Annotated in this window: 16 protein-coding genes and 1 pseudogene; 1 reads left to right on the top strand and 16 read right to left on the bottom strand. The window is 62.9% G+C overall.

Annotation, left to right across the window (positions count from 1 at the left end; genetic code table 11):
• Positions 1-5 precede the first annotated feature (5 nt).
• Genes rbsD through M516_RS0107185 form a run of 3 tightly spaced genes read right to left on the bottom strand, consistent with a single transcriptional unit; the run spans position 6 to position 2,329 of the window.
• A complete protein-coding gene (rbsD, locus tag M516_RS0107195) occupies positions 6-401 on the bottom strand; it encodes a D-ribose pyranase (RefSeq protein ID WP_029098523.1) in 396 nt (131 codons plus the stop codon).
• A gap of 9 nt (positions 402-410) precedes the next feature.
• On the bottom strand, positions 411-1,328 hold the full coding sequence (gene rbsK, locus M516_RS0107190; protein WP_029098522.1) for a ribokinase: 918 nt from the start codon (positions 1,326-1,328) through the stop codon (positions 411-413).
• Positions 1,325-2,329, bottom strand: a complete 1,005-nt coding sequence (locus M516_RS0107185) for a LacI family DNA-binding transcriptional regulator (protein ID WP_029098521.1) — start codon at positions 2,327-2,329, stop codon at positions 1,325-1,327. Before M516_RS0107185 ends, rbsK begins: the two co-directional genes overlap by 4 nt.
• Before the next feature lie 241 nt (positions 2,330-2,570).
• Between M516_RS0107185 and M516_RS0107180 the strand changes: the two are divergent.
• Positions 2,571-2,855 (top strand): annotated as a pseudogene (locus M516_RS0107180) (L-lactate permease); the annotation flags it as partial.
• A 111-nt stretch (positions 2,856-2,966) separates the two neighbouring features.
• On the opposite strand, the gene M516_RS0107175 reads toward M516_RS0107180, so the two are convergent.
• The 13 genes from M516_RS0107175 to M516_RS0107115 all read right to left on the bottom strand — a co-directional run bounded on the left by M516_RS0107175 (position 2,967) and on the right by M516_RS0107115 (position 17,254).
• Positions 2,967-3,236: a DUF5316 domain-containing protein gene (locus M516_RS0107175; protein ID WP_029098519.1), complete on the bottom strand. Its 270-nt coding sequence runs from the start codon at positions 3,234-3,236 to the stop codon at positions 2,967-2,969.
• Between the two features lie 151 nt (positions 3,237-3,387).
• Entirely contained in the window at positions 3,388-4,557 is a 1,170-nt protein-coding gene (nagA, locus tag M516_RS0107170; RefSeq protein ID WP_029098518.1) for an N-acetylglucosamine-6-phosphate deacetylase, read from the bottom strand.
• A gap of 108 nt (positions 4,558-4,665) precedes the next feature.
• Positions 4,666-5,160, bottom strand: coding sequence for a GNAT family N-acetyltransferase (locus tag M516_RS0107165; protein WP_051188129.1), 495 nt, complete (start codon positions 5,158-5,160; stop codon positions 4,666-4,668).
• 124 nt (positions 5,161-5,284) lie between these two features.
• Positions 5,285-5,905 carry a hypothetical protein gene (locus tag M516_RS0107160; RefSeq protein WP_029098516.1) on the bottom strand — a complete coding sequence of 207 codons (621 nt, stop codon included), beginning with the start codon at positions 5,903-5,905 and terminating at the stop codon, positions 5,285-5,287.
• Between the two features lie 121 nt (positions 5,906-6,026).
• Entirely contained in the window at positions 6,027-7,106 is a 1,080-nt protein-coding gene (locus M516_RS0107155; RefSeq protein WP_029098515.1) for an NAD(P)H-dependent flavin oxidoreductase, read from the bottom strand.
• Between the two features lie 28 nt (positions 7,107-7,134).
• The gene (locus tag M516_RS22960; RefSeq protein ID WP_238550927.1) at positions 7,135-7,812 is read right to left on the bottom strand and encodes an NUDIX hydrolase; all 678 of its coding nucleotides are present in this window, start codon (positions 7,810-7,812) and stop codon (positions 7,135-7,137) included.
• 371 nt (positions 7,813-8,183) lie between these two features.
• Entirely contained in the window at positions 8,184-8,519 is a 336-nt protein-coding gene (locus M516_RS0107145; protein ID WP_029098514.1) for an antibiotic biosynthesis monooxygenase family protein, read from the bottom strand.
• A 124-nt stretch (positions 8,520-8,643) separates the two neighbouring features.
• On the bottom strand, positions 8,644-9,225 hold the full coding sequence (locus tag M516_RS0107140; RefSeq protein ID WP_029098513.1) for a hypothetical protein: 582 nt from the start codon (positions 9,223-9,225) through the stop codon (positions 8,644-8,646).
• A 221-nt stretch (positions 9,226-9,446) separates the two neighbouring features.
• Positions 9,447-10,184, bottom strand: a complete 738-nt coding sequence (locus tag M516_RS0107135) for a PIG-L deacetylase family protein (protein WP_029098512.1) — start codon at positions 10,182-10,184, stop codon at positions 9,447-9,449.
• A 2-nt stretch (positions 10,185-10,186) separates the two neighbouring features.
• Complete coding sequence (locus M516_RS0107130; RefSeq protein ID WP_029098511.1) at positions 10,187-11,200, bottom strand: N-acetylglucosamine kinase; 1,014 nt, start codon at positions 11,198-11,200, stop codon at positions 10,187-10,189.
• A complete protein-coding gene (argH, locus tag M516_RS0107125) occupies positions 11,197-12,708 on the bottom strand; it encodes an argininosuccinate lyase (protein ID WP_029098510.1) in 1,512 nt (503 codons plus the stop codon). The genes M516_RS0107130 and argH overlap by 4 nt, the downstream gene beginning before the upstream one ends.
• A gap of 127 nt (positions 12,709-12,835) precedes the next feature.
• Positions 12,836-15,367, bottom strand: coding sequence for an NEW3 domain-containing protein (locus M516_RS0107120; protein WP_029098509.1), 2,532 nt, complete (start codon positions 15,365-15,367; stop codon positions 12,836-12,838).
• Positions 15,368-15,526: 159 nt separating this feature from the next.
• The gene (locus M516_RS0107115) at positions 15,527-17,254 is read right to left on the bottom strand and encodes an ABC transporter permease (RefSeq protein ID WP_029098508.1); all 1,728 of its coding nucleotides are present in this window, start codon (positions 17,252-17,254) and stop codon (positions 15,527-15,529) included.
• Positions 17,255-17,266 lie beyond the last annotated feature (12 nt).

The raw sequence follows: 17,266 nt of genomic DNA, 5'->3' as shown, positions 1-17,266 counted from the left end.
GCGCTTTAGAAGATGACGCCTGCCTGCAGGATCACGTTGGCGTACGGCGTGCACTCGCCCGTACGGATCACCGCCCTGGCTTCCCTGGTCAACTGCTTGAACGCTTCGTGGCTGACGATGTCCCGTTCGGCGCCGGGCAGTTCCGCTTCCAGCCGCTGGACGGCCTGCGGGTTGACCCGCTGCCATTCCTCCGCGTAGATCACCCGCTCCACCTGCATTTCGAGCAGGACCGCCTTCAGCACGTCAAAGAACGATGGCAGTCCCGGCACCACGGCCAGATCAATGCGCGGAACGAAGTCCGAGATCGGCAGGCCGGCGTCGCAGATGACGATCCGGTCCGTGTGTCCCAGCCTGCTGATCAGCGCCGATAGTTCACTGTTGAGAATCCCCTGTTTTTTCATCGCGTCCTCCTACTCTGCGGCAAATTCCCGCACCTGCGCGAGCGTCGGCATGCCTGCGTGCGCCCCCAGCCTGGTGACGGCCAACGCCCCCACCTTGACGGCAAACGCCACCGCCGCGGGCACCGTCTCTCCCGTTGCCAGCGCATAGGCAAAACCGGCGTTGAACGCGTCTCCCGCTCCTGTCGTATCGACCACGTCCACCTTGTGGCCGGCAACGAGGCCGAACGCCCCGTCTTCCGTCAGATACGCGGCACCCTGGGCGCCGAGCGTGGTGACGATGGTCCGCACCCCTTTGTCCTGCAGGCGGCGCATCGCATCGGCCAGCTCGGTGCGTTCGTCCGCTTCGGCCAAGAGGTACAGCTCCGTCTCGTTCGGAATCATCACGTCCACATGCCGGAGCAGGTCGTCGGGCAGCGGCCGGGCCGGAGCCGGGTTGAGCACGACCGCCTTGCCGAGCCGTTTGGCCGTCTGCGCCGCGTACTGGACCGTCTCCAGCGGAATTTCCAACTGCAGGAGAACCGCGTCCGCCTGCCCGATCCGTTCCAGGTGCCGGTCAATGTCGGCCGGAGTGCAGTGTCCGTTTGCCCCGGCGACGACGATGATCTGGTTGTCTCCCTGGGACAGCAGGATCGAGGCGACGCCGGTGTGGGTGCCGCTCACGGTTTTGACCGCGCTTGTCTCGATGCCTTCCCGCCGCAGGGATTGCAGCAGTTCCGCGCCAAACGGATCGCCGCCGACGGCCCCGATCATCGTCGTCCGCGCTCCCAGCCGGGCAGCGGCCACCGCCTGGTTGGATCCTTTGCCGCCGGGGATGAAATGCACCTGGCTGCCGGACACCGTTTCGCCCATCTGGGGCGGTCGGTCCGCTTCCACCACGATGTCGATGTTCAAACTGCCGATCACGACAATCGAAGGGGTCTTGTTCATGCTTCCGCTCTCCTTTTCGTGGATTCCCGCGCGACGAGGGTGACCTCCAGTTCGTACAGCTTTGCCTCCATCACGCCGGTCTCAATGGTTTCCATCAGGACTTTGGCCGCAAGCGATCCCATCTCGTAAATGGGCTGGGCCACCGTGGACAGCTCCGGCTGGGTCAGCTCGGTCAGGCCGATGCCGTCAAAGCCGATCAGCGCCACGTCCTCCGGCACTCGTACGCCCAGTTGGTACAGCGCTTTCAACGCGCCGACCGCCATCAGGTCGTTGCCGCAGAAAATGCCGTCCACGTCCGGATGCCGCTTCCACAGCTCCTTGACGGCGGCAAATCCGCCATCCACGCGGAAGTGGCCGGGCACCATCAGGCTGGGCGTGTACCAGGGAAAGTGCATCACCGTTTCTTCGTAGCCGAGCAGCCGTTTTTTCGCCGTGATCAGCTCCTGCGGGCCGTAGATGTGGGCGATTTTCCGGCACCCCACGTCCAGCAGGTGGCGGACCGCCAGTTTGGCCCCCTCGTAGTTTTGCGAGCGGATCACGCTGCACAACTGCCGGGTGGGCGCCCGGTCGAGAACGACCAGCGGAATGTTGCTGCTCCGCATCTGCTCCACGTCTTCCTGCCCCAGGGTGTTGGAGGCGAAAATGATGCCGTCGACGTACTTTTTGCGGAGCATCTCGATGTAAGACTTTTCCTTCTGCCCCTGGTCGTCGGAGTTGCACAGAATCACCGTGTACCCCTGCGCCTGTGCCGCGTCCTCCACGCCGCGGGCCATCTCGGGAAAAAACGGGTTGGTGATGTCGGGCAGAATCAGGGCGATCGTGCCCGTCTGTTTGCCGGCCAATCCCCGCGCCACCGCATTCGGCTCGTACCTGAGCTGCTCGATGGCTTTGCGCACTTTTTGTTCCGTTTCCTTGTTCACGTAGCCGTTTTGGTTGAGCACCCGGGACACCGTCGCCACGGAGACGCCCGCCAGTCTGGCTACATCGCGAATCGTCGCCATCCATGCTTCACCGTCGTCCTTCGGTATGTAACCGGTTACACATGTTTGAAAAAAAATGAATGATCGGAATCTCCAATCATATGTAACCGGTTTCATGTATTCGCTTACACTATACGCCCGTGCATCGGCGGATGTCAATACTTTTCTGCCGCGCCCGAAACGGACTGGACGACCCTGCCGTCGTTCAAGCAGGGCGACGACGCGGACCGCAGCTTGTCCGCTCCCTGCCGCGCGAAATAACGGTTCCGACACTTCGTCCAACCTGCTGTTCGGACATTTTCAGAAAGTGACCGCCACGCAGTTGGGAATCGATCCCGTTCTGGCGATCGCTGCCAACACCAGCGGCGGCGTCACCGGCAAGATGATCTCGCCGCAATCGATCGCGGTCGCCTGTGCCGCCGTCGGGTTGGCCGGAAAAGAGGCCGATCTCGTCCGCTTTACGCTGAAGCACAGCCTCATCCTGGTGGTGCTGGTCGGCGTGATCACTTTCCTGCAGTCCAATGTCCTGTCGTGGATGATTCCGTGACGCGATCCCGTCGCCGATGGGCTGGGCATTTGGCATGAAAAAAGAGCGAAGCAGACCGCGCTGCTTCGCTCTCTTGTGTTCCGATGACCGCTCGCGAAAGGCTGACGGCCGTCATCCGTACAGGAAAATGGCCGTCACCACAAAAGGGAGGCCGATCAGAAAAAAGCGTCCCGCCCATTTCAGCCGCTGCTTGCGATCCTCCGCCGTTTCCGTCGCGTGGTTGGCGCGGATCCGGTCGCCGCTCAGCAGCGCTCCCGAACAGACCGCACCGAACAGCCACGCCGCTCCGCCGACGACGGCAAAGGCGTTCCAATAGCCGAAATACAGTCCGGCCGCCAAACAGGCCAGCCAAAGCCCGGCACATACGACCGCGTACTTCACGAGACCACCCTCCCCCTTTTTGCGTACCATTCCCTTTCTTTCGCTCGTCGGGTCTGCTGCGACGATGCAGCAGCACATGCCGCTCATGCTGCGTCAGACGGCATCTTGTCCCCCGCTGACGGTGCCATGCCCCACGGGACAGTGCCATTGATCAAGCCTGTGCCCGGTACACCCGCCTGCCCGCCACATAGGTGGCCTCCACGCCGTACGACGGGTTCAGCACCGTAATGTCCGCGTCGTACCCCGCCTCCAGGCGCCCTTTTTGTCCGCCCAGGCCTACAATCTCCGCCGGCGTCTGCGACGCCATGGCGACCGCTTCTGGCAGCGGCACGCAGCACAGGGTCACCATGTTCTGCACCGCCCGGTTAAGCGTCAAAATGCTGCCGGCCAGCGTGCCGTTCGCCAGTTTGGCCTGCGTACCGCGCACGTGCACTTCCTGGCCGCCCAGGTCGTACACGCCGTCGCCGAGCGCCGCCGCCCGCATCGAATCGCTGATCAGGGCCAGGCGGCCGGCCGATTTCAGCCGATACAAAATGCGCATCACGGCCGGGTGCACATGCTCCCCGTCGGCGATCAGCTCCGTGCTCAACTGTTCGTGCACCATCGCCGCTCCGACCACCCCCGGCTCGCGGTGGTGCAGCCCCGTCATGGCGTTGAAGCAGTGGGTAAAGTGCTGCACGCCGCACTCCACCGCATGCTGCGCCTGGGCAAACGTGGCCCCGGTATGCCCGGCGGAGACGATGACCCCCTGCTCCTTCAGCCAGCGGATCGCCTCCAGCGCTTCCGGCTGCTCCGGCGCGATCGTCACCACTTTCAGCAGTCCTCCCGCCAGCTCGTACAGCCGGCGCACCTCCGCCAGTTTGGGCGCGACGATGTGGGCCTCGTTTTGCGCCCCTTTGTAGCGCGGATTAATCCACGGCCCTTCCAGGTGAATGCCCGCGACGGCCGCTCCTTCCGTTCCGGCGCGGCTGACCTCGGCGATGTTGCGGATCGCCTTTTCCAGCTCCGCGTAGGAGGCCGTCATGGTGGTCGCCAAAAACGAAGTGACGCCGAATCGGGCCAGCGCCCGGGAGATCGTCTGCAGCGACTCCGGCGTGCCGTCCATTGTGTCGCAGCCGGCGATGCCGTGCATGTGTATGTCGACAAACCCCGGACAAATCCAGCCGTCCTTCACCATCTCCACCCGTTCCGGCAGCGGTCCGGCGTACCCGGCTGCCGCTCCCGCGTAGGCGATTGTGCCGCCGTCCACGACGACCAGGCCGTCCGCCACGCACGTCCCGCCTGTGACCACCGTTCCCCGCAGGGCAAATGCTTGATTCATCCTCGATCCCTCCATCTGCTGCCTTTCCTGTGACAAGTCTCGTGCTGCCGCCCGGTCGGACGATGGCCGTGAGGATCTGCCGGCTGTCTCGGACGGACTGCCGCGCGGCTACGGCGAAAGCCGCTTCTCCAGCTCAATCTCGTCGCGCAGCGGAATGCCGTCGCTGCCAACGGCCGGGATTTGCGGCTTGATCCGGCGCGCCTGCTCCACGGCGTTGCGGTGGACGGCGACCAGTTCGTACCCCCGCTTTTGGTAAAATCGCAGGGCGTTCAGGTTGTCGTTGGTCGTCAACAGCCATACGCGATCCATTCCGCTGTCGCGCGCCACCCGTTCCACCGCCAGCATCAGGGAGGTACCGACGCCGATGCCTTCCCGCACGCTGTCCAGCGAGACCACCTGCAGCTGGCCGTCGGCGACAGAGTAGGTCACCAGCCCGACAGGCTCCTCGCCGCAGAAGGCGACAAATCCGGGCAGCTCGTCACAGCTAAACACCTGCAGACCGTGGCCGTACACCATGTGCGGGCTGCCCCAGTGTTCGCGGAGAAAGCCGCCCAGCCACAGCCGGTCCGACTCGACCAGGGCTCTGACACGAATCTCGTTCATGCTCGTTCCTCCTCTATTGTACCGCAATCACCCCGCCAGCCGAACACATATTGCGCCGACAGGGAAACGGGCAAGGTTCCCAACGGGGTCCCGTCAGCACGCGGGCGAACGGCATCGAAATCCTCTATTCTTCATCCACGGCCGACAGCTTGACAACCAAGGCCCACTTTGCCTGTTTCAGCCGCTCGGGGGAGAAATCCATCACGTACATGACGTTTTCATCCGTCGCCTGCATGCCCCAGACGGCCGCTTCTTCCTGTTCGGAGACCTGTACGCTTTTGTGGAGCTGAATGAGCCCACTGCCCATATGTTTTTGGTCGGCGGCCAGTTCCGTCCGGTAGCTGGAGTGCCCCTTGTCGTCGACAAAAGCGGCCGTGACCACGTACTGCGAGCTGCCCGCCCGGTTCCCGTCCGGCTCCGCTACGGAGATGAGAAACTGGCCGTCGTAATACCTGCTGCGGTTGGACGCGCGGGTCAATTCGCCAAACGTTTTCCCTGTCTTCGTGTTGACGCCGTTTTCCCACACCTCGAACACGGCCCGGATCGCCTCTTTCTTCCCTTCGTAGGACACCTTGACCGCCCCCGACATGACTCCCAGGAACGGTTTGAATTTTTTGTCTTCTCCGGCGAACAAATCGACGGGTTCGATGCGCAGCATGCCCGGCTGCGTCCGCACGGAAGTGGAGCATGCCAGGAGCATGAGCGACGACAACACAAACAGGACGATGCGCAGCGGAATGCCCACGGTTCGCCATCCCTCCCTTCGCCCGAATGCGAATGATCCCGTCCGACCGTATGCTGCTCGCCGCCGCGCGGGGGGACGCCCGGGAGACTCCGACAGCAGCGCCCCCGACCGTAATGCCGTTCTACGACCGGCCGGCAAAACGGGCCATCGCCTGTTCCGTTTCCTCAACCAGCCGGCGCATCAGCGCGGACGCGTCCATCTGGCGGGAGAGGCCGACCCCCTGGCCCGCCCAAATCGACAGATAGTCGCGCTCGCGCTGTTTCGCCGCCGCCTGCCGGATGTCGCGGGTCAAGGCGTTTTGCACCGGATAGGGCGGCACTTCGTCCCTGTACGGGGCCATCTCCCGCATGAATCGGTTGCAGACGCCCCGCGCCGGCTTGCCGGAAAAAGCGGTTGTCAGCGCCGTCTGGTCGTCGCCTGCCTCCAGGATCGCCTGCTTGTGCAGCGGATGGGCGCCGCTCTCCGTGCAGACCAGAAACGCCGTTCCCACCTGGACGGCCTCCGCTCCCAGCGCCAGCGCGGCGGCGATCCCCCGCCCGTCCATAATGCCGCCGGCGGCGATGACCGGGACGCTCAGCCTGTCCGCCAACTGCGGCACCAGGGCCATCAAGCCGACCAGGTTGTCGGGGGAATCGGGCAAAAACGAGCCGCGATGCCCGCCCGCTTCGCTGCCCTGGGCGACCACCATGTCCACGCCGCTCGCCTCCAGGGCCACGCCTTCGCGTACCGTGGTGGCGGTGCCGATCACCGTGACGCCCCGCCGTTTCAGCTCTGTCATCCAGCGCTCCTCCAGGATGCCGAACGTGAAGCTGAACACAGGCACTTCCTCCTCCAGCACCGCCGCCATCTGCTCTTCAAACGGTTCGGCAAACCGGCCGACGTCCGGGTCTTCGGGGATGCCCAGCCGCCGCCGCGCTTCGTTCATCAGCCGCCGGACGTTTTCGCCCGGACGCGTGTCACCGGTGATCTCCTCCGGGATGAACAGGTTGACCGCAAACGGTTTGTCGGTCAATTGACGGATGGCGCGAACCGCGCTGCGGATCTGCTCGCCGCTCATGTACCCCGCCCCGAGCGAGCCCAGCCCGCCCGCATTCGAAACGGCGGCGACCAGCTCGGGTGTCGTCACTCCGCCCGCCATCGGGGCCTGGACTATCGGCCACTGCACGTGCAGTCGTTTGGTTGCCTCGTTTGTTGGCCACATGAATGATACGCTCCTTTTCCAATCAGAATCAGCGTGTTCCGGATTGACCTTCGCCTTCCGGGCCCACGAGTTCCAGAAAATGTTCCAGAATCCGCGCGGTCAGTCCCCAGATCACGCGTCCCTCCACCCGGTAAAACAAGTGGTGGACGGTGCCGGTCCGCCACGGATACCGCTTGCCGCCCGGTATCAGATGATAGGGGTAATCCTCTCCCGGCTCCACCTTCATCTTCACCGGGTACACCTCGGGCCGGGTGGCGGCAAGCGTTTGCAGCGGCACGCAAAACACCTCTTCCACTTCGGCCGGATTGGGCGACATGCCCGCAAGCGAGTCGATCTGCCCGACGAACGGGTAGATGCAGGCAAACGGCGTCACCACCGTATCCAGCGTCCCGACCCGGCGGATGCGTTCGGCGGACAGCCCCAGTTCTTCGCTCGTCTCGCGCCGGGCCGTCTCCCACGGAGAGGCGTCTCCCTCTTCGGCCCGCCCTCCCGGAAAACAGATTTCGCCGGCCTGCCGCCGCATCGTGCGCGCCCGCTTTTCAAACAGCACGGCCAACGTTCCGTCCTCCCGCTCCACCAGCGGCACCAGCACGCTGAAGCGGCCCAGGCTGTTCTCTCCCATGATGCCGGGCTGGCGCTGCCGCAGCGCGTCGGCAATTTCGGCAACGGACAGAGAATGGTGATGCGTCGGTTCTTTCTGGTTCACTCGCCGCCCTCCTTTTCATGATGGCGCTTCCATGGGGAGAGAGCCGCTCCCCCCTGTACCGCCAGCCGGGAACGAACGGACGCCGAGGCGTTCTCCCCCTCGGCTCCGCCAGTTCCGCCGCATCGTTTCGGTCATGTCGTTCCTGACGTTCAACTCCCTATGTAGTTGGACACCTCCAGCAGATTTTGGCCGGGATCGCTGGGGCAGCACCGGATGATCCAGCCTGTCGCTTCCACCTCCCGACAGAGGCGCTCTCTTTAGGCGCAGCATGGGCATCGCTTACCAAAAAGACGCAGTCCCTTTTCATCAGGGTACCACGTCTTTTGACAGGCTGAAACTGGTATTTGATTTTCACTGGGGCCATTTTTATGTTACCGCAAGCTGTCCAGGGCATAGTCCCGCTCCACTTTGCAGATGCGGGTGACGTAGTGTTCGTACCAGACGGTTTTTCCTTTCTCTTGGGCGGCCCGATGCTCCTCATGACGCTTCCACTCGCGGATCGCCTCCAGAGACGACCAGTAGGAGACGGTCACGCCGAAGCCGGACGCGTCACGCACGCTCTCGACGCCGAGAAAGCCCGGCTGCCCGGACGCAAGCCGCACCATGCGCTCGGCCATTTCGCCGTAGCCGTTTTCTCCCTCCGTTCGCTGCGACGTGAAAATGACGGCGTAATAGGGCGGTTCCGGTGTCTGGGCAAAGCGGTCCATCATGGGGGTGTCCTCCTGTCCGATCAACAGCCCGATCCTCCGTACAGCCAAGAATGACTCTTTCCGCTCTCGACCAGCCGGTTACAGACCGCTGAACGTGTGATTTTTTGTTTAGGCTTTTGGTTTACTCTACTTTATCCAGCACGAACAAATTAGATGTTTTCTCTTCTCGATAACCGATAAGTTGTTCGCCGAAAGAGAACGGCAAAAACCATCGGAAAACGTTGTAACTGTTCTCCATCATCTCCTTCACATTGTCTGCATAGGTGATGGTTGTCTCAACGCCAACACCGCCCATCACAAAATCTTTGTGTTCTACCAGACTGCCAATTTCTCTGGAAAGTCTTTCATAAAACCGGCGATTTCTCTCCGACACATGATCTGCATCCAATTCCGGATATCGGTCCAGATCGAACCATGCAGAAAGCTCGTAGATGCCGTTGTTCTTTTGTACGTAGCACCCTCCATGTGACGATTGGTTTACCATGCAGCGAACAAGGCAAATCTTTCCCTGCTCGATATGTTCATGCAGCAGGGCAAGGTCGGTATCTGGAGACAAGAATTGTTGATGATGATAGTTCCAATCCTCGATGATTTCGATCTCGACAATGTCGCAGATAACATTGTTTTTGCGAAGCATCTTGTCGCATTCTGAAAATTCGATTCCTTTCCTTGTATAGAGGGTTACGTTAAGTTGGGCCCCCATTCGATCACCTCCGTCTGGTACGCGCAGCACCCTATCCGAAAAGGATGCGAAAAGGCACCACGCATCGTCTGCCAAATGGTTCGTCCTTCAACGCTTTTGCATGTCGAGACGGGTGACGGAGCAGACCTGTCATTCGCGGCCCCAAAGACCTCGTCCGTCCTCATCGGACTCCGATCACATCAAATTGATCGGATACGTTCCCTCCACCCTTCCCGAAAATGCTACCACTCCATCACCGGAATCCCGTTCTCCGGCGCGACCGGCTTCACGGGGCGGCCGCCGGAACGGACCAGCGTGTAATACTCGTAGCAGCCGATCACCCCGTAGTCTCCCTCCATGACGCCGGGGTAGGCGCGGTTGACGGAGTAGACCTGGCTTTGGTGGGCCCGGAGCGCCTCCCCTTTGCGGTCGCGGTAGCGGGTGATGTCCACCTTGCCGGTGATTGGCACGGCGGGCGCCGGTCCTTTGTCCGGGCAATGGTCGTAGTAGTGCGGGATGGAGACGAAGTACAGATCGGGCCAATCGTCCGGCGGCAGTACCTGCTCCGCCTGCTCCACCGCCATGCCGGTCGCGCGGCAGACGGCGATGTGGTCGGGATGGCCCGTCACTCCGTCGGGGGGAAACGTGACCACCACGTGCGGCTTCCACTCCACGATGGCGGACGCCAGCCGTCCGGCCAGTTCGCGGGGATCGACTTCGGCCAGACCGCCGTCGGGATAGCGGTACAGCTCCAGCCGCGTAATGCCGAGGATGTGCGCCGCTTTGGCCAGCTCCTGTTCGCGGTGGCGGGCCAGTGATTCCCGGCTGTCGAGCGCAAACGGGCCGGAACGCCCCCTGCAGCCGGACGTGACGCAGATGAGGTAGGTCTCCTGTCCGGCCTCGCTGCATTTGGCCAGCGTCCCGCCGCAGGCAAACGATTCGTCGTCGGGATGGGGAAAGACAAACATCAGTCGTTTCATGACTACACCTCCTCGCTCTCGCCGGCCCGTTTCTCCAGATAGGCCAACCCTTTGGCAATCACGCCGAAGATCGGATCGTTCTGCGCCTTGTCGATGGTCACCTGCGGCGTGTAGCGGCGGGCGTGCTCGATGACGATGCGGCGGACGCGCTCGTCGTTTTGCAGCACGCCTCCCTGCAGGATCATCTTGAACGGCTGCTCTTTCATCCGCAGCCGTTCGATGACGGCGCGGGCGGCGAGAAACAGCTCTTCGCCGGCGGCCTCCAGGATCGACGCGGCCACCCGATCCTGCGAGTCGGCCGCCTGGCTGACGAACGGCGACAGTTCGCCCACTTTTTCCACGGAATAGTCCGGACCGTACGTCCAGTTGAACAGTTGGTCCACCCGGTCGAGCCCCAGGTGCGGCAGCAGCAGGCTCTCCAGCAGCGTCGGCTCGCCGCGGCCGTCCGCCGCTTTCAGCACGGCCATGATCGCCTGTTTGCCGATCCAGTACCCGCTGCCCTCGTCCCCGACGCGGTGGCCCCATCCGCCCGCCCGCGCCGTCTCGCCCGCCCGGTTCACCCCGAAGGCGATCGAGCCGGTCCCGGCGATCACGAGAATGCCCGGCTCCCCGTTGGTCGCTCCCAGCAGGGCGGCAAAGCCGTCGTTCTCCACGATCAGGTGGCGAACGCGAATCCGCAGCAACTCCAGGACGTCGCGGACCATGCCCGTGATCACCTGCCGGTCGTGCTCCGTATCCAATCCGGCCAGGCCGAACACGGCGCACTCGACCTCCCACGCCGGGCCGCTTCCGCTGTCGTCGGGAACGGCTGCCGGCAGTCGCCCCGCCGCCTCCGCCAACGCCTGGCTGATCGCGGCCGCCAATTCCCGCGCGGCCGCTTCCCTGCCAATCCCCTGGTAGTTGCAGGAACCCGCCCGGCCCGCGCCGAGCGTCCGCTTTGACCGGTCGGTCAGGACGGCGAGGCATTTCGTGCCGCCGCCGTCCACGGCCAGCAGGGGGATGTGTACCGCCGTCATTTCTGTTCACTCCATTCGGCCATGACCTGATCCAAATGGCGCATCGCCTGGTCGCACGCCTCCCGGGCCTGCTTCAGCCAGGCCATTTCCGCCTGCAGCGACTGCCTCCGTTCGCCGATCATCCGCTTCATCTCCTCCGCGTTGGGCCCGCCGGGCAGCTTGCGAACGGCGACGAAATGAACCGGATCGAGCGCCTGGCGAAGCTGCTCGGCCGTGATCGCCAGCGTCCGTCCGATGACCTCCCGGGCCGCCCGATTGACCAGATCGAGGCTGATCTCGTCCGCCCGCAGCCCTTGGGCCGCCGCCTCCTTCACCACGCGGCTGACGATGTGGTGCGCCGTGCGGAAGGACAGCCGGTCGATGCGCACCAGCGTGTCGGCCAGCTCCGTCACCGTGGCGAAGCTGCCTTTGGCCCGCGCCAGCAGCCCCTCCTTGTTTACCTCCATCGTGCCGACCACGCAGGCCATCAGGCGGTACATCTGCTCCAGCACGGCCAGGCTGCGCCAGGCGTACGGCTGCATGTCGTCCTCCGTGTCGACGATGTCGCCGAACGGCGTGTTGTGCATCATCGTCAAGACGACGGCGGCGCTGCCCGCGCTGGACGAGAGCAGGGAGCGCATGTGCTCGAACGAGACGGGATTGCGCTTCTGCGGCATGATCGAGCTGATCTGTACGTACGGATCGGCCACTTTCAGCACGTCAAACTCCTGCGTGCACCACTGCAGCATGTCCTGCACCGTCCGCCCCAGGTTGATCGCCGCCACCTGCACGGCGGCCGCCGTTTCACCCAGGTAGTCTGCCCCGCCGATCGCGTCGTAGGAATTCTCCACCAATTCGTCAAAGGCGAGAAGCTGCCGCATCCGCTCACGGCTGATGGGAAAGCCTGAGGTGGTCAGCGCCGCCGCTCCCATCGGACTGCGGTTGCAGGTGCGGTAGGCGCTGATCAGGCGGCGGATGTCCCGCGACAGCGAGTCGGCCGCGGCCGTGACGTAGTGGGCCATCGTCGTCGGCTGCGCCTGCTGGGTGTGGGTGTAGCCGATCATCACCGTCTCTGTGTGTTCTTCCGCAAACAGGAGCAAATGCTCTTTCAGAGAGAGCGCCGAAGCCAGCGTGACCAGCAGCTTTTCGCGCAGCACCATGCGGTAGATGGTGACGCCCATGTCGTTGCGGCTGCGGGCCAGGTGCAGATTGCCGGCCACGTCCCCGGCCAGCTCCAGGAGACGGCTCTCTACCTGAAAGAACAAATCTTCAAACTGTCCCGTATAGGCTGAGCGGCGCAGCTCGTCCAAGTCGATGGCGGTGAGGGCGCGGGCAATCGCCTTCGCCTCGTCCTCCGCGATCAGCTCCTGCTCGCGCAGCATGATCAGGTGCGCCTTGTTGATCGCCATCATCGGCGTCAGCAGATGGGTTTTCGCTTCCGCAAAAGCCGGTTCCAGCACGGCCTCCGCGTACGTCTTTCCGGGGAACCGGGCTCCCTCCCGTTGAAAAATCCGCTCTCTGTAGTCCATTGTCGTATCTCCTTCCCTGCCGTTTCCTTGCTACTGCTTTTTCCGCGGTCCTCCAGCCTGCCAGGGAGCCGGGAAAAGCGGGGAAGACGGCCGGCTGCGGCCGTCTCTCCCGTCCCGTTTTCCTGCCTTATGGCTTCAAGCTGACCATGTTGACGAACAAGCGAATGGCTCCCGGCACCAGGGCGGGGATTTCACGGTACCAGACGAGCGAGCTGTAGGTGTACGTCCCTTTGCCGTATTTCGCGGTGAGGAACGTGCCGGTAAACTCCTTCTCGCCCGGATCGCCGTTTGCGATCAGCTCCACGTACTCCTTGCCCCACTGCGACGGGTTGTAGGCGGAACGGTCCTGAATCCAGCCGTTCCAGTCTTCCTCCGTGATCTTGTTGGGCGCGGTGAAAATGGGATGCTCCGGCGCAAGCATGGTGACTTTCGACTGTTCATCGGTGACGCGCCATTCAATCAGCGGCGTGCCGATCGTGATCGGGTACGGCGCCAGCTCCGGCTTCCACTTGTCTTCCGGCTTGTGGTACTGCAACACCAGGTTGCCGCCGTTTTCCACGTACTTCAACAGGCGGGCGTTGCTCGAAATCAGTTCGGGACGGAACCCGTACGCCCGGATGCCCAGCACGATCGTGTCGTACTGGCTGAGGTCGCCAGACTCGATGTCCTTGGCGCTGAGGAGGGTGACGTTGACGCCGACCTGTTTCAGGTACTGGTCGATGTTGTCAAAACCGCTGGAGACGTACCCCACTTTCAACCCTTCCGGCACTTTCAGGTCAAACGCCTGAATCATCAGCTCAGCCGGTTGGACGTAATACGTGGTGCCGATGTGCGGATAGTGGATCACCTGGGCGCCATGGCGGCTTTCCTTTGCCCCCGCGCGCGCCACGGCCGTCACCGTGTACGTGCCCGATTTGACGGCGGCGGACGGCTTTACCGTAAACGCGACCGACTTGGTCTCCCCTTTGGAGGCAAACGCCAGCGGACTGGCCTTCGGTTCTACCGACCAGCCTGCCGGGACGTCCAGCGAGATGTCCGCTTCCGCCGCACCCGGCTGGTAGTTCTTTACCGTCACCTTCACCGAAATCGGCTCTTGCGGCTTCAACGTGTTCAGAACAGCTGCGCCCGGATCGAGCGACAGCGAGAACGGCGGCAGGACGGCGACGGCATCAGACGGAACGACGCGGCTGACCGCGGTGGAGCCGAACGCCTTGTACGATACGTCCGCAGTGATGGACGGCGGCAGATACGGCTGGAACAGCGGCGCGTCTTTCGGCACCTCCACCTCGTACGCGGCTGTGACGGTCTGGTTGTACCCCACCTGGTCGAAGCTGGTCGCCCCCAACGGCTTGGCCCGCCATCCTTCCGGCACATTCAGCTTCAGGCTGACGTCTTTCAGCGGCACCTGTCCGCCGTTGTACGCCGTCACCTTCACGGTGGTGGTCTGACCGGCGACCAGTTCGCCTGTCTCCGGTCTTACTTTGGCCACCAGCGACAGCGCTTCCGCACTCGCCGTGTACAACTGCCGTTCCTTTACCTTCAGACGGTGGGTCAGGTCCGCCCTGGTCTCTTCGTCCAGTTTGGCTTCCTGCACGACGGTCAGCGCCCGCTGCACGTCCGACAGCATGTCGTGCACTTCCCTGGCCACGTCGGCAAAGCCCGGGTAGGCGGCGATCACGTCGTCAGCGTCTTTTTGCAGGGTGCGAAGCTCCCTGGCCAGCTTTTCTCCGCCCGGCTTGCCGGCCACTTCCCGAGCCAGGTCGTCAAAGGTGTAGGCGATGCCCTCGAAAAAGTCCGTTTCCCGGGCTTTAGACGGAACCGTTGACTGCTCCAGTTTGTAGTAGTTGAAGCTGGGCCCTTCGTCGTAGTGGCGCCCCATCCCCTGGCTCTTGTGCATGAAGCGGGATTCCTCGCCCAACTGCTGGTAAGACGCGCCGTACACCTCGTCGTACTCGCCGATCGGCACGCGAACCGTGTAGTCTTTTTCATCCGCCGGGACGTACAGCTTTTTGGGCTGCCAGGGGCGCAGCCCGTTTTTCAGATGCTCCGGAAACACGGACGGATCGGCGGCGTCCTTGAACGCTTTTACCGTGATTACGTTGATGGCGCGGTGATGTCCGTGCGTGGAGGGTTCGTTCAAAAACGCGGGGATGACCACGTCCGGCCGCAGTTCGCGAATCTTGCGGATCAGCCGTTCGTAGACGACCTGTTCTCCCCATTTGGCCAGTGTCTCGTCCGGGCTCTTGGAAAAGCCGAAGTCGTAGATGGGATCGTTGATCGCTTCGCTGAGGATGCCCAGCGTGACGTTGGTGACCTTGGACGCTTCCTGCAGTTCGCGCGTGCGGATGATCCCCAGCGCGTTGCCCAGCTCGCTGCCGATTTCGTTTTGGCCCCCTTCGCCGCGGTTGGCGATGATGCTGAACGTGTCCACGCCTTTGCCGAGCGACAGGTACGCGAGCATCGCGCTGTGCTCGTCATCCGGGTGAGCCCCCGTGTTCATGGCGCTGGCAATGGTGGTCAGCGGCTTGATCGCTTTCCACAAGTCGACCACGCCCCGGTCGGCATGGGCGGTTCGGGGCGCCAGCGGCCATACCAGAGTGCCGGCCAGGGCCACGGCTGATGCGACGGAAAACAGCTTGGCAAATGTCCCCTTTCTCAATGAACGCTCCTCCCTTTCCTGTTTGGGATTGATGTATGCATCAATCATGGCCTCCCAAGAAGCTGCATCCTGCTGTCGCCATGGATTGACCCGCGGAAGCTGAAACGGACATGCACGGACGCTGCCGTCTTTCGGGACGGGAAAGCGCACGGCACCCGCCTACACCGCCGTGCCCGCCTTGTCGCCGGCCAGTTTTCTGGAGATGAACAGGACGATGATGATGACCGTAATTTGCAGTACGCCGTATGCGCACGCGGTGCCGAATTCGAACGTGTACATGCGCTGGAAAATGGCGACCGACAGCGGCATTGTCCGCGGCGTGAAGATCAGGATCGAGGCGACGAACTCGCCGATGCACTGAACGAACGCCAACAGCGTGCCGGCCAAAATCCCGCCGAACGCCATCGGAAAGACGACGCGGCGGAAGCTGTACCACCACGACGCCCCAAGGTTGCGCGCTGCTTCCTCCACCGACGGGTCCATCTGCATCAGCGTGGCCGACGTGGAGCGGAACACCAGCGGCAGATGGCGGACGAAATAGGCGAGCGGGATGATCCAGAACGTGCCGATCAGTACCTGGCCAAAGCTGAAAACGGTCGGCTCGCTGAACGCGGCGATCAGGTTGACGGCGACGACAGTGCCGGGCAGAGCCCACGGCAGCATGATCAGCACGTCGAGCAGCGTTTTGCCGCGAAAGCGCAGCCGCACCATCGCGTACGCCGCCGCCACCCCGAACAGGACGATGCCGACGGTGGCGATCGCGCTCAGTTCCAGGCTGTTGGCAATCGGCCGCCAGGTCTTGCTGTCCGTAAACAGGTCGATGTAGTGGTCCAGCGTATACTGCGGCGGAAGAATCTGCACCGTCCAGGTGCCGTCCACCGAAAACGAGATCAACACCAGCACGAGGATCGGCAGCATCAGGATGACGATGCCGATGAAGGCCAGTACCATGCAGACATAGCGGCCCGCTTTGCTTTTCACCTCGGTCCGGTGCACGCTGATCCCCTTGCTCAGGTTCTGGTAGCTGCGCGCTCCCTGGTACCAGCGCATCAGCAGCAAAAAGGCGATGGAGACGACGGACAGGACCGTCGACTGGGCGGCCGCCATGTCCAGGTCGCCGTTGGTCCGGGACAGGTAGATCTGCATCGTCATCGTCCGGTCGATGCCGAAGATCAGCGGCGCCGTGTAGGATGCCATGGAGATCATGAACACCAGGAGCGACGACGCCACCATGGCCGGCGTCAGCATCGGCAGGATCACCCGCCGCCAGACGGTAAAGCGGTTGGCGCCCAGGCTTGCCGCCGCCTCTTCCAGCGACGGGTCAAGACCTTTGATCGCCGCCGACGCCGTCATGAAAAAATAGGTGTACATGGTAAAGGTGTGGACCACGACGACGCCCGGTATTCCTTTCAGCGCAAACGGCACCTGCTCCAGACCGAACAGTTCCTTGAACAATCGAGGGAATATGCCGCTTTCCCCGTACAAAAACGTAAACGACAGCACACCGATGAGCGGCGGCAGCGCCATCGGCACCAGGGCGAGCACGGAGAGGATTTTCCGCCCCGGAAACTCGTAGCGTTCCAGCAAAAAGGCCATCGTCACGCCGACGATGCCGCAGGTGATGACGCTCAACACGGATATGTAGACGCTGGTCCAGAGCGCTTCCAGGTTGGCCGTGTGCTCCAGGCTGAAGAAGCGGGCGTAGTTTTTCCACGTGAGCTGCCCGTCCACGCTGACGCTGGCGACGAACGTTTCAAACAGCGGATAGATGACGTAGGCCAAAAGGATCAGGAACAGCGGCGAAACCAGCACGTAGACAAAGGACGGCGAAGCGGTGAAGGACATCCGTTTGGACGGTGTCGCGGCTGGCTGCAGTTCTGCTTTCACAAGCTCCTCCTC

Source organism: Brevibacillus thermoruber 423 (assembly GCF_000454065.1).
GTDB classification, from domain to species: Bacteria; Bacillota; Bacilli; order Brevibacillales; family Brevibacillaceae; genus Brevibacillus; species Brevibacillus thermoruber.
Note: the sequence above shows the minus strand (reverse complement) of the source record. Positions and strands in the feature narration are given on the sequence as shown.

Excerpts from the sequence above, each read along its gene's own strand:
- rbsD (WP_029098523.1), bottom strand. The coding sequence starts at position 401 with ATGAAAAAACAGGGGATTCTCAACAGTGAACTATCGGCGCTGATCAGC.
- rbsK (WP_029098522.1), bottom strand. The coding sequence starts at position 1,328 with ATGAACAAGACCCCTTCGATTGTCGTGATCGGCAGTTTGAACATCGAC.
- M516_RS0107185 (WP_029098521.1), bottom strand. The coding sequence starts at position 2,329 with ATGGCGACGATTCGCGATGTAGCCAGACTGGCGGGCGTCTCCGTGGCG.
- nagA (WP_029098518.1), bottom strand. The coding sequence starts at position 4,557 with ATGAATCAAGCATTTGCCCTGCGGGGAACGGTGGTCACAGGCGGGACG.
- M516_RS0107165 (WP_051188129.1), bottom strand. The coding sequence starts at position 5,160 with ATGAACGAGATTCGTGTCAGAGCCCTGGTCGAGTCGGACCGGCTGTGG.
- M516_RS0107155 (WP_029098515.1), bottom strand. The coding sequence starts at position 7,106 with ATGTGGCCAACAAACGAGGCAACCAAACGACTGCACGTGCAGTGGCCG.
- M516_RS0107145 (WP_029098514.1), bottom strand. The coding sequence starts at position 8,519 with ATGGACCGCTTTGCCCAGACACCGGAACCGCCCTATTACGCCGTCATT.
- M516_RS0107140 (WP_029098513.1), bottom strand. The coding sequence starts at position 9,225 with ATGGGGGCCCAACTTAACGTAACCCTCTATACAAGGAAAGGAATCGAA.
- M516_RS0107135 (WP_029098512.1), bottom strand. The coding sequence starts at position 10,184 with ATGAAACGACTGATGTTTGTCTTTCCCCATCCCGACGACGAATCGTTT.
- M516_RS0107130 (WP_029098511.1), bottom strand. The coding sequence starts at position 11,200 with ATGACGGCGGTACACATCCCCCTGCTGGCCGTGGACGGCGGCGGCACG.
- argH (WP_029098510.1), bottom strand. The coding sequence starts at position 12,708 with ATGGACTACAGAGAGCGGATTTTTCAACGGGAGGGAGCCCGGTTCCCC.